This window comes from Pantoea sp. EEL5 (assembly GCF_049892805.1).
GTDB lineage: Bacteria > Pseudomonadota > Gammaproteobacteria > Enterobacterales > Enterobacteriaceae > Pantoea > Pantoea ananatis.
Genome location: NZ_JBNDNJ010000005.1, coordinates 188,316 through 200,415 on the forward strand (window position 1 = coordinate 188,316; position 12,100 = coordinate 200,415).

5 protein-coding genes and 1 pseudogene are annotated in these 12,100 nt (G+C 47.8%); 1 reads left to right on the forward strand and 5 read right to left on the reverse strand.

Annotated elements, in window-relative coordinates; genetic code table 11:
- Positions 1–2,733: 2,733 nt before the first annotated feature.
- The 4 genes and pseudogenes from ACPXSQ_RS18235 to ACPXSQ_RS18250 all read right to left on the reverse strand — a co-directional run.
- Positions 2,734–3,501, reverse strand: a pseudogene (locus ACPXSQ_RS18235) (IS3 family transposase); the annotation flags it as partial.
- 367 nt (positions 3,502–3,868) lie between these two features.
- Positions 3,869–4,840: a ParB family protein gene (locus tag ACPXSQ_RS18240; RefSeq protein WP_013028021.1), complete on the reverse strand. Its 972-nt coding sequence runs from the start codon at positions 4,838–4,840 to the stop codon at positions 3,869–3,871.
- 7 nt (positions 4,841–4,847) lie between these two features.
- Positions 4,848–6,047 carry an AAA family ATPase gene (locus tag ACPXSQ_RS18245; RefSeq protein ID WP_105083232.1) on the reverse strand — a complete coding sequence of 400 codons (1,200 nt, stop codon included), beginning with the start codon at positions 6,045–6,047 and terminating at the stop codon, positions 4,848–4,850.
- A gap of 1,883 nt (positions 6,048–7,930) precedes the next feature.
- Complete coding sequence (locus ACPXSQ_RS18250; RefSeq protein ID WP_014604568.1) at positions 7,931–8,860, reverse strand: RepB family plasmid replication initiator protein; 930 nt, start codon at positions 8,858–8,860, stop codon at positions 7,931–7,933.
- Between the two features lie 479 nt (positions 8,861–9,339).
- Between ACPXSQ_RS18250 and ACPXSQ_RS18255 the strand changes: the two genes are divergently transcribed.
- The gene (locus tag ACPXSQ_RS18255) at positions 9,340–10,710 is read left to right on the forward strand and encodes an aldehyde dehydrogenase family protein (protein WP_426144207.1); all 1,371 of its coding nucleotides are present in this window, start codon (positions 9,340–9,342) and stop codon (positions 10,708–10,710) included.
- 141 nt (positions 10,711–10,851) lie between these two features.
- Here the strand turns inward: ACPXSQ_RS18255 and zigA are convergent, their stop codons facing one another.
- On the reverse strand, positions 10,852–12,084 hold the full coding sequence (gene zigA / locus ACPXSQ_RS18260) for a zinc metallochaperone GTPase ZigA (RefSeq protein ID WP_013028017.1): 1,233 nt from the start codon (positions 12,082–12,084) through the stop codon (positions 10,852–10,854).
- Between the last annotated feature and the right edge of the window lie 16 nt (positions 12,085–12,100).

Below are 12,100 nucleotides of genomic sequence, written 5' to 3' on the forward strand. Positions count from 1 at the left end.
CCGCACCGTCAGATGGCATTGAACGAACAGGTTTATGCGTAAGTGGCACAGTGCTGAAAGGCTATAAATGCCCCCGACGTTAGTGATGCTGAGTAGTCTGGTGGAAGTTCTGGAATCGTTGAGTAACAAAGCCCCCTGCCCTACCCTTTACTTACCTGCAGCTCAGTGCTGGCTAATAGCCACTGACCATTATTGCCTTGAAACGCGCATGACACATGAATTGTCACTGAACTCTCATCTCTCCATCTTCACCCATTACCGCTTTCACTCTGCGGTCACGCTGGCAAAGACATTTTCGTCTTGAGAGATACGTATGTTGTCGAATCGCCGCTTGTGCCTTGTCTTCGTGAACGCTTACGCCAGTCGCACTCCACGCCGGGCTTAACAGTTTCAGTTAACGAGGAAGGCTGCGCGCTTTTCGGCTTGAATGCTGAACCAGTGGCTATCTGCTCATAAAAAGAAATCGTGTAAGACTCCCATTTACACAAGGCTGATATACGTGCCGCAAATTGCCATTAGGTGCATAAGATAAATTTCAGCCTGAAATCGCCAATATTTAGGTGTTACTGATTACAGTGAACGTTTAAGTGGCATTCACTGTAATCAGTGAAAGAGGAAATAAAAACCAGCCAGAGGATGAATGATTTTTTTGAACGTCAAAAACACAGGCAAACCTTTATATTATGTTAAATAATCAGGCACGGTCGCAAATTTTCGCCCCTGAAATCGTTGACGTCCTGAGAAGACAGCGACGTATTTTTCCTTCGATTTGGCTAAAACACGTTAATACCGCCACGTGGATTTCCCTTCGTGGCGAGTCGTCATTTATCTGCTTTAAAGCGATTTTAAGCCTGTTAAAGACAGTTGTCCCCAACCCGCCATCATGTGAAGAATACTTTTAACCCGGGTGAGCAACGCATCTTAACCGTTCACTGTACACTGCAACCCAGATACCTATGTAAAGCCTGGATGATGCGATCAAAAAACCCTGTCTAAACGGCCACTCGCCAGCGAGGCTTGCCTGTTTTCATAATGACTGCTTTCAACAATTTCATGCAGCAAACCCATTGATAAGTATGAATTTCAGCCTGAAATCGCCAAACAGGTCATTTGCGGTTGCTGATTACAGTGGTTGTGATTCGCTGTAATCAGTATCGAAAGTCATTCCCGTGATTGAAGCGGGATGTAGCCTCAGCAGGATGAAATAAACTAAACTCAGCCAACATGAGCATGTTATGAGTGAAGACCAGAACAGTTAATCTCAAAAGGATCTCGTTGCCGATTCACTGTAATCAGTTGTTCATCATGGATGGAAATGTGACAGTGCCACACACAGTCGATAATCAAGCCTATGACCTACGTTTACAGATTACAGTGAACGTCGGGTTGGCCTGAATGCAGCTTATAGTATTTAGTAAAAACATCATGCCAACGCCATAAGCCGTTAGCTTTCGCCCGGGCATCACTGTTCTGTAAGGAATAGCGTTTTTCTCCTCCTGCAGGCACTGATGCGAATTTGATAAAATGCTGTACAGCATCAGGCTTTTACTTTCATTAGCGCCTAACAGAACGCTTTCGCTCTCCAGCCTTGTCTCTTACTGATTCGAATAATACCTGGGCTGAAACGGGTTTTGGATGATGACTGCACCGATTTCAGCTTGTCGCTGTGCATTCTGTCGTCGCGTCAGCGCTCGTTTTCACTAAATCGTTATGTTATCAACGTGAGGCCGATTGCCAGGCGTGAATCTGTTCCGCTTAAGCGAAAGGCCAGAGTCACGATGCAAACTGCGACATGTTTTTTAGCATCGGGGCATGAAACCAACTCCATGTGCTTAACTTACTTACTCCTGAAACGCCTATCAGTAAGGCGAAAGATTGGCGCATGTCTCTGTCATTAAGGCTTTCTCAACTTATCCACTTTTTCTGTGGATAACTAAGGGATATTTTCTGTATATCAATTTAACCAGAGTTTGACCGGGACGTTCGTCTTCAAAAAAATAACAAAGCAAAACCCTGACGCATTGACTTCTCTCAGAAACCGAGGGATTACTTTTTATCGCTGACTGAATTTCAGGCTGAAATCGCCATCATAAAAACAATATTTTTCATGAAGATAGGGTTGAAAAAAGCGTCTCTTTCGCCCTGACACCGATAATCCACACACTGCTAAATCTCTTATTGCAATCACAGCAACACCGCTAATTGAGATGCCGTCGAAAAATTGCTGTATCCGTCTCTGTTTGTGTAAATATCGCGCAGACTGCATCCAATAAAAATCATCGACGTGATTTGCCCCCACAGCATTGAGCACAATAGACCGTTAGCCATGTCGATTGGGTTACCTTCTCTGTTAGCATTTTGCCAGCCCACTGCTAACCTCGCTGACGTCAGATAAATCACTCAGGAATGAGGCTGAAACGCTTATAGTCCTTCCGCCAGTCGTTAATGTTTTTTTTGGGTGAACACTTTCGCTTAACCCGAGCTTAATCTGACACGCCTTTAAAAAACTACCATTTAAGCTTTCGATAACCCCATAGGTATTTGATCGCCCGGCTGAATAAGCCGAAGCTTAACGCCATGCGCAGAGGTCCACTGGTTCAGTGCCCGCCAGGTAAACGCTGGTGCAGAGTCTGGTCTGGTCTGCTCTGGTCTGCTCTGGTCTGCTCTGGTCTGCTCTGCTCTGCTCTGGTCTGCTCTGCTCTGGTCTGGTCTGCTCTGGTCTGGTCTGGTCTGGTCTGGTCTGGTCTGGTCTTAACGTTACCGGATAGCCATGAAATAGCACAATACTGTCCAGAATACGTGTGACCTGCATGCCAGATATACCTGAGGTAAGAGAAACTGACAGGTATTCATTGGTAAAATCATCAACGCAGATATAACACTTTATTCTGCGTCAGGATGCCTGTGCGTCCATGACGAAATACGGTGACCACGACAGACCAGGAGCAGCAAGACGGAGCAGAGGAAGGCGTTCTGTAACCCGTACTCTACGACCTCGCCTGCAATTAACACCCGGGCCGCTGAGATGGTAAAGGCATCACAAGTACTTGTGATTAACATGCAGGCCTTCTCGTTGCCGTAGTTTCCCGCTATACGGCGCTAACAGAAACGCCGTCGCTCGGATGGCAGCGCAATAGTACGCCCTAAAAAATGCGCATCAGCCACCGGAGGCTGCTTCTCATGGCAGCAAGTCGACAGGAACAAATCAGCATACGTGCACGCACGAGGTCGTGACAGACTCATCACTTCACACCTCACTGCAACTGCTTCCCGCTTGCGATCTGTCGTCAGTATTATCGGCTCAACCACCTGTAATGCATCTTCACTCAGGCATCACTTCTGCAAGTCACTTCCTGAGACGGGCTCTCTCTTCTGCAGACGTTTTACTTCAGGGATTGCCAAGCCATTAAATGTCTTACGCCAGGCGCAAAAGTTTGCGTCAGAAATAATATGCTTACGGGAGGAAATGCCAGCCTCGGCTATGCAAGTGATACTGATGATCTGTTCGTACGAAAACTGTCTTCATTGGGATGTCCTTGCGTTGCTATAACATCATGTTGTGGCCAGCAACGGGGAGCAGATCAGTCGAATCAAAAATCTTTTAGCACCGAGGCAGACAACCACATTAAGGCGGCAGGCGGCAGGCGGCAGGCGGCAGGCGGCAGGCGGCAGGCGGGAAATATAGCGAATTTCATTTTGGGAAAGTAAATTAAAAAATTCAAAAAACAGTATCTTAGAGATAAATTTCAGGCTATTTATTTGGCGATTTCAGCCTGAAATTCGCTATAGCGATATCGAATATTAAAGGGATAAAGGAAATATGAGGAAATAAAAAACCAGACAATCATTTTGCCTGGTTTGATATGTTTCATCGGGTCATATACTTCTTTAATGTCTCAGCAATGACCTTATCTAGTTCGTCCTGGAGTTCTTTGGACTGGCGGTTAAACTCATAGCTAAACATTCTTCCTCGCGTTTTTTTGCGCGCAAATCGATCCTTATCAGCAAAGGACCAGAGAGCCACCGCTGTGGTTTTATCTTTCTCAGGTTCTTTAACGAGCGTCTGGCTGCCCTGACGAATCAATCTCAGAATTGTGTTTTTTAACTCGTCCTCAGCCAAACCATCACGAGCCCTGACAACATCGATTTCAGCCGAGATAGCGTTTATCAATGCCTCGACGGTTTGCCCGGTCTCACTCAGTTTATCCGCAGCCTGAAGCAAAGCTTTATAATCAGGATAAGTCAGCTCTGACTGATTAGGAAAAAGAGAGATCAAATCAGCGGGAACGCTGGCAGCTTGTAAAGCACGGGTGACCTTGGCTTGCGAAAGGCCCTGGTTTTCAGCAATCTCTTTTTGGGATAAGCCGCCGTCTTTGAGCGCCAGTAATCGCATCCCGACTTCACGCAAATTATGCTCACGAGCCGTCTGAATATCCTGCGCAAGCCTGCGTGCCTCATCCGGAGTGATGACCGCATCGGTCACAAGAATATCCAGACCGGTTTTACAATAAAGTGCTGCCGCGCGACGTCGTGAGCCGTCCAGTATCTCTATACGTTCGCCTTGCATCACACCAATGGCAGGGAAGAACTGCTGAAGCTTAATCGTGCGGATAATATCCCGCAGTGAGTCAGGCGTAAGACCAGACTGATCGCGACCATTCGTTTCCATGGTCACAAAGGTTTTGCTTTCTATCTCATTCGCAGGAATGTGTTCAAAACGGAATACGGCACGTTTTCCTGTGGCAAGAACAAACGTCTGCGAAGGGTTATCAGAGAGTTTTTCTGTGTTTAACGGTGTCTGGCTGAAGGTTCTGCCGATCGTTATTCTTTTCGCACTCATAAAAACCTCAGTTCAGGCGGATAAATTCAATGCGGTCAAAAACCGCTTTAGCGAAGTCTTCGGCGGCAGAACGGGCGTTTTTTAACGCCTCACTGCTACCTACATAGGTTGACGGGTTAGCCGATATAACCGTGTCAAACGACTCACCGCAACGCTCAAAACCATCCAGACGGGGCAGGGTTGCGTCCAGCATGTCGCCGCCGAAAATTTCTTTAGCAAGGCTGTGGCAAAGTTTATGGTCTGCTTTGTTAGAGAGCTTTGACATAAACCCGATATTGCCCTGGAGACGGCATAAGGCTCCCGACTCTTCAATAATGCCAATCAGCTCTGGTAAACGAGTCAGGTATTTGAGGGTAGAGTGGAAATCAACCTGTGCCGGTGGGACTGGAGTCATCAGGAGGTCGGATGCGGCGATCGCATTCTTTAAAAATGCATCCAGATGTGGGCCACTGTCGATGAAGATGAAGTCGTAATCTTTTTTAAGCTTAGACACGACATTATCGTATAACACCGAATGAATGTTTTGCCCTGGCAAATGAGTGGCACACAGCTGATCCCAACTTGATGCAATAAATGCGTCATCTATTGATGCAGGTAATACGTCCACACCGGGAATAATGGATGAAACGATAAATTCACTTACCAGCTCATCTCGTGTGACGTTTTGTAGCATCGCCTGAGCGGCAGTCGCCTCCACGAGCCCGACAGAACGCTCGTGATTCAAAAACATCGTGGCAGAAGACTGTGGGTCGAGATCAATCACAAGGATGCGCAGGTCTTCATATAAAAGGTGAGGGTGAGCCCGAAGAGCGTGAGCCAGAGAAACAGTAGAAACCGTCTTGGAAACGCCGCCTTTAAGATTCCCCACAAATAAAGTAAAGGCTTCAGTGTGACGATCGCGATATTTCGGCACGCCGCGATGATGATAGATATCAATAATGTTCTGAATGGACATGGCGTACTTCACCGAGCTACCGGCAGCGCGCTTATCGAACTGATAACCACTCTCTTCCATTTCGTTTACGGCATAATCAACGCTGGCGCGGGTCAGTTTTGGCAGTTTAGCCAGAGCCGCCTTGGCATAAATTTGGTAGTAGCTGTTTTCCTGCAACTCAAGCTTTTGTGCCTGAATTTGTTCAGTAAGGCTCAATAACATGCGTTCGGAACGCTGAGCAACTTTCATGACCTGACTATCATCGTTAGCCATACTTACTCCAAATATGTAGGATTTATGAATTTATACCTAAATCCTGCACACAAGGCAACAAGTTATCATATCAACGCAATACTGTGTTAAATGTAGGACTCCTGATTTCTGTGACTTTGTTCGCACAATTCACTGTGATGAGCGGGACACATCTCGAGCTCGCGCACATGAAATACCGCCCATTCATCTTCACAGCCTTAACCTTGACGCTTGATCCAGCACACGATAAGGCTGACAAATTCTATCTCCTGTAAAAGCTGGTAAGAAAAGGCATCAATAACAGTGTCGAACGTTCACTGTAATCAGTGAATGAATGCATTCGAATTTTTGCAGACCTGATGGAGATCAATTCAGTTCCAATACGTGTTAACCGTAAGCAGGAGGGCCAGGCCAATATGCTGATTTCAGCGCATGTCTGGAGCACAGATTCATGCCGGTTGGCAGCGGTAAAATCGCTAAACTGAAAGATTCACTATAGTCAGCAAAAGATTCACTGTAATCAGTAACGAGGGATGGGTGCATCATGAGTTCTGGCCGATGTGTGGCCCTGCTGTGAAGCCGGTAGACAAAAGGGTAATGAGTTGAACGCACTGGCAACTGGCAACTGGCAACTGGCAACTGGCAACTGGCAACTGGCAACTGGCAACTGGCAACTGGCAACTGGCAACTGGCAGGGTGTCATATCCCGTTTTTCAACGAAAGAAAAGGGGAGTCATTTCACAGGGCGCCGACAGAGGATTCACTATAATCAGCAAGTGCAGCGCTCAGTATATTCACTGTAATCAGTAAAAGTTATGGGTAACTTTAGGCATTCACTGTAGTCAGTAACCTTCCGCTTTCATTTTGATGGCCCCTTTACGAGGAGTCATCAGGCTGGCCTTTCCCACAGCCAGACTCTAACTTAAACGCAGAACGGCTATGGGACTGAGTTTCAAACATTCACTGTAATCAGTAAATACACATCCAGCCAAACACCTCATACGGGGTTGAATGCTAAACAACTCAATCTACTTCCACCAGCCCCAGCATGGTCAGAGCATTCACTGTAATCAGTATACTTCGTAAGTCCTGACCCGCGGGTCAGTGACCAGAATCAGGCCACGTCTCATCATGGGCGGGCTTACGGGTGAGAGGGGATTCACTGTAGTCAGTAAAACATTCACTGTAATCAGTAAAAGAAGGAAAGGAATTCGGTTGGCTGCAAACGGAACCTGGCCGCGTCAGATGGGATGTTCACTATAATCAGCAAACGTGATTTTCATTTAACCTGCCAGTATCTCAACATTCACTGTAATGAGCTAAGTGTTCACTGTAGTCAGCTGACTTCGTGACAAATGCTGAAGCTTCATCCCAAACGGCACACATCATTCACTGTAATCAGCACTGGCTTAACCCTGTCACTTTTTTTTAGCGGAAAAGCACCCAATTGTAACAGGAAAGGCAGGGCAAATAGCCAGCAAAACAGAGGTAAAAAAAGACACTATTAAACAATGGGTTAACTCTAACATTCACTGTATTCTGTAAATAACAAAGCTCAGTAAATTCACTATAAACAGTATGACGACGCGGAGGTTCGCTTTCGAGCCGACATTCACTGTAATCAGTAAAAGCGGTTTAAACGCATGGAGAGAGGTGTTCTAAAAAATGTTAGTAAGTGCAAGCTAACTTATAAATTATTGATAAGTTTGCACTTAAAAAAATGGACCGCGAAAGTAGATATGTGAACCAGTCCACTTTTACTGATTACAGTGAACACGACTGATTACAGTGAATGGCCAGCCAACTGCCTGAAGAATTCAGACGAAAATGATAGGCATACGTGTCACTTTTTGGCAAAAGTGACACTGCAACGCGAGGAGTACTGATTACAGTGAACGTTGGGCTCAGTCTTCAAAATCGATCTCATCGAGCGTATCGATTCCTTCCAGGTTACTGATACCATCGAGTTTCGGTGTTCTGCTGTGAATGATGAAAAATACGGAGCGGCCTCGTTTGACTTCAGAGTAATCAAGGTAGCCAATCTCTTTAAGCTGTTCCATCGCGCGCCGTACCACGTGATTCTGCGTGGTAATCTTTGAGCCAAGATTGAGCCGCATACGTAAGCGGGCAAGAGAAATGGGCGCAGGGTTGGTCGGCAGGCTCTCCAGGAACGTATAAAGCGCCTGAGCCGATTCTTTACGCTTAAGGCGGGAGATAGCCCTCAGCTGCAGTAAAACCTTATGGTCGAAGTTATACAGCTCAAAGAGCTTGGGATCAGCCTGTATGCGAACAATGTCTTTTTCACGATCGTAATAAGCTGACTGTACCAGATGCGTATGATAGGCCTTACCGTTACCTTCAAAAGAGAGAGTGTTCGTCGCAATACGGCGTAACGAAGCGTCGAGTCGCTTACGCAATGCGGCAGAGGAGTTGGCGGAGGGAATACCGCACATCTTCACGAAATCAATAAAAGGCAGGGTTACCGTATCACCCTGTGTAGGGTAACGGGAAAAAGACTGAATAATGCCGGCCCAGGTCTTAAAGTCATTATCCATATCCAGTCTGGCACCGGTGATGGTAATCTTTTCATAGCCTTCCGCTTTAACCAGAGAGAGGTTTTTAAGCTCTTTGGTGGCGTCGGTTGAAGCCATAGCACCAGAAATGCCCCGCGCTGTGGATTTAAGCGTGGGAACAAAGAGTCCCAGACGCATTAAGGCCACGGGCTGAACGGTATTATTTTTGTTGGGATGAAGCTGAATAACTTCACCACTGTTTTTGGTCACAGACAGAAAAGGCTCTAGTAACGCTTTGTTTTCACTATCTTTATCTGCCATTGGATAAGATCTTCATTCTGTGGATGAAAAGGATCGTTTTCTGATTACAGTGAACATTAGCACTGATTATAGTGAACATTCTACTGTGTATAGTGAATAAAGTACTGATTACAGTGAATACTTTACTGATTACAGTGAATGCAAACCCCCTCTCAGCCCTTGTGTGGTGCGGCCTGCGACGATCGGGGATCTCTTTGGATCTATAAGGGATCTCTTTATGATCGTTATATAGGAACTATTCACTGTATAAGTGGATAACTTGCCTGAAACACATATGGCATTCACGTTATTCAGCCGTCTGTCCGGATCCGTTCTGCCAAAATAGTAACGCGCTGCTCGTGGTGTTCGCCTGAGCGAAACCTGGCGTGACAAAGCGAGCACTTCATTTTTTATAAACAACTTGCTCAGCATTATTCATTTTTCATCAGCATTATCCCGGCGTATGGTGACAACATCACTTATTGAAAAGGATCGAAACCATGACTGACTTTGCCGTGTCACGTAATCCAACCACGGGCGACATTCTCGCCAGCTATCCCATGCAGAACGCATCTGAACTGGAACAGGCATTAAGCACCAGCGCGGCTGCGTTTAAAAAATGGCGAAAAAGCAGCATGGCATCACGCGTAACGGTGCTTCGCCAGCTCGGTCATCAGCTTCGTGAACGCGAGCCTGAACTGACACGCATGATTACCCTCGAGATGGGTAAACCCGTGGCGCAGGCGAGAGCGGAGATCCTGAAATGCGCCAATCTGTGTGACTGGTATGCAGAATTTGGACCTGCGATGCTGGAAGACAAGCCATCACAAGTACCTGATGCGTGGCAGTCCTTTCGCCCTATAGGCGTGATACTGGCCGTCATGCCGTGGAATTTCCCCTTCTGGCAGGTTCTGCGCGGCGCCGTAGGCATGCTGCTGGCGGGTAACACCTATCTGCTTAAACACGCGCCCAACGTCATGGGAAGCGCAACGCTGATGGCTGAGTTATTTGATGCAACCGACCTGCCAAAGGGCGGTTTTAATCTGATTAACGTTGATAACGAAGGTGTCTCAACCGCTATCAAAGATGATCGTATTGCTGCAGTCGCAGTAACAGGCAGTGTTCGGGCTGGTGCAGCGATCGCAGCACAGGCGGGCGCAGCGTTGAAAAAGACCGTGCTGGAACTGGGCGGATCAGATCCTTTCATCGTGCTGGCTGATGCAGACCTCGACGAAGCGGTGAAATCTGCGGTGACAGGCCGTTATCAGAATACCGGACAGGTCTGTATGGCGGCTAAACGGTTCATCATTGAGGCATCCGTCGCAGAGGCATTTGAGGCCCGTTTTGTAGAGGCTGTCAAAGCGCTTAAAATCGGCGATCCTTTGAATGAGGACACCTATATCGGCCCAATGGCCCGCGCCGATCTGCGTGATGAGCTGGATCAGCAGGTACAAGCCAGCCTGCGTGAGGGTGCCCGGTTGGTGTTAGGCGGTGAGAAAATAGCAGGGCAGGGCAACTATTACGCCCCCACCATCCTTTCAGACGTCACCAGCGAAATGACCGCCTTCCGGCAAGAGCTGTTTGGTCCGGTAGCGGCGATTGCCGTGGCCCGGGATGCGGAGCACGCTCTGGAAATCGCCAATAACAGCGACTTTGGGCTGAGCGCGACCGTCTGGACAGGCGATGAGCATATGGCTGCCCGGATGAGCGAAGAGCTGGAAGTGGGCGCTGTGTTTATTAATGGCAATGGCGCTTCAGATCCGCGCGTCACCATTGGTGGTGTGAAAAAGAGTGGCTATGGCCGCGAACTGTCACATTTTGGTGTGCATGAGTTCTGTAATGTGCAGACGATTTGGAAAAACCGTCGGTAATCCACGTTCTGGCTTCTGGCGACGACAACAATAAAACAGGCGCATGACAATGCGCCTGTTTCTTATCACTTTTAGCCTTCATACAAAACAGAGAAACGGGTTTTCTATTGCGAGTCAGAGGGTGGACTCAGGATATAACGATCAGGAATCAGCATCTCCAAACCAGCCCGGCATGGGATCCGGAAGCGTTACCCAGTATTCGGGGCCCTGAGCCATTTCCAGCGGCGTTAACAGCGCAGCGTCAAGCGCGCTGCGCACCTGATCTTCATCCATTTCAATGCCGATAAAAACCAGTTCCTGTCGGGCATCACCAATCCCATCCAGCCAGTTCTCAGCAATAAAATTCAGAGACTCGCTGTCTCTGGGCCATTTGTCCCGCGGAATGCTGGCCCACCAGCTCCCGGCATAACCATGCTGTGCGACCGCACCGGCCTGTGACCACATCGCCGCATATTCCGGACGGCTGGCCAGCCAGAAATAGCCTTTCGAGCGAATGACGCCATCAAGCTGGTGGTTAACAGCATGCCAGAAACGTTCTGGATGAAAAGGACGCCTGGCACGGTAAACAAAACTGCGAATACCATACTCTTCTGTTTCAGGCTGATGCTCGCCGCGCAGCTCTTTCAGCCAACCCGGTGCCTGTGCAGCCTGATCAAAGTCAAACAGACCGGTATCCAGTACCTGATCAAGGGGAACGTTACCAAAGTGGCTGGTGATGATACGCGCTCGTGGATTCAGCGAATGTAACATCGCTTTAAGCGTCCGTTGCTCATCCTCCGTGATGAGGTCAGTCTTATTAACCACCAGCACATCACAGAATTCGATTTGATCGACCAGAAGATCGACGACAGATCGTTCATCTTCTGCCCCAAGAGATTCTCCTCGTGCCTGAAGCGAGTCGACCGAACGGTAATCCTGAAGAAAGTTATACCCATCTACGACGGTGACCATGGTATCTAACCGCGCAATAGTGGATAAACTCTCCCCGTCCTCATCGGCGAAGGTGAAGGTTTCTGCAACCGGAAGCGGCTCAGAGATGCCGGTCGATTCTATGACAAGATGATCAAAGCGGCCTTCCTGCGCCAGCCGTTTGACCTCCAGTAACAGGTCTTCACGAAGGGTGCAGCATATGCAGCCATTGCTCATTTCCACCAGCTTTTCATCGGTACGGGAGAGTTCAGCTCCGCCATTACGCACCAACGCCGCATCAATGTTGACTTCAGACATATCGTTAACAATCACTGCAATGCGTCGACCCTCGCGATTATTAAGAATGTGATTTAGCAGTGTCGTTTTACCTGCGCCGAGAAATCCTGACAGTACAGAAACAGGCAAGCGGGGATCGGGTGAGTCCGGTAAGGAATGAAGCGCCATGAGAGATCCTTAAAAT